This window comes from Oleiphilus sp. HI0043 (assembly GCF_001634935.1).
Window position 1 is genome coordinate 1 of the sequence record NZ_LWEY01001482.1, and the last position, 970, is coordinate 970.

The following is a 970-nucleotide window of genomic DNA, read 5'->3' on the forward strand; positions in this document are numbered from 1 at the left end:
GGGGCAGAATATCGTTCACCGGTTACGCACCCAAGTGTTTGACCGGTATTTGAAACTGCCCAGTTACTACTTTGACTCAAACGCATCGGGACATTTGATTTCTCGAATTACCTTCAACGTTCAACAAGTCTCTTCAGCTGCAACTGATGCAATAACGGTGATNGTACGGGAGGGCTTGACTGTGATCGGCCTTTTTATTGTGATGATCAATGCTAACTGGAAATTGACCTTAATCTTTTTGGCAATTGGTCCAATGATTGGTGCCTTAGTAAGTTATGTGAGTAAGCGCTTTCGTAAGTTAAGTAAACGTATTATGGCATCAGTGGGTGATGTCACGCATGTAACCTCGGAGGTCGTATCGGGATACCGAGTGGTGCGCATATTTGGTGGGGAGAACTATGAGTCAAACCGCTTTAATCAGGCTAGTGAATATAACTTAAAGCAAGCTTTGAAGCTTGAAATGACTAAAGCTATCAGTACACCGGTTATTCAGTCTCTAGTCGCATTAGCGATCGCGGTTTTGGTTTGGTTAGCGCTCGCTCCAGATGTCCGTGGCGATATGACTGCCGGGAGCTTCGTGGTGATCATTGCCGCGGCAGCGACCATGGCAAAACCTATTCGTCAGTTAACTCAGGTAAATGAAAAGATTCAGCGAGGCTTGGCTGCCGCTAAGGACTTGTTTGCAGTGATTGATGCCGAACCTGAGAAAGATCAAGGAAGCTTCGAAAGTGCCAGAGTACAAGGTGCGATTGAGATTAGTGATCTTAACTTCGCTTACGAAGGAAGTAATAAAGCGATCCTGAAGAATATTGATTTATCGATCAAGCCTGGTGAAACCGTTGCTTTGGTCGGCCGCTCCGGTAGTGGTAAGTCGACACTGGCGAACCTGATTCCACGCTTTTACGAAGCCCAATCTGGCAGCATTACCTTAGACGGTGTGCCAGTCGAAGACTATACCTTGCGTTCTCTT

Annotated in this window: 1 protein-coding gene; it reads left to right on the forward strand. The window is 46.2% G+C overall.

All coding sequences use genetic code 11. The features are described from left to right. The coding region (locus A3729_RS21115; protein ID WP_156498060.1) for an ABC transporter transmembrane domain-containing protein at positions 1-970 on the forward strand (970 nt) is incomplete at both ends.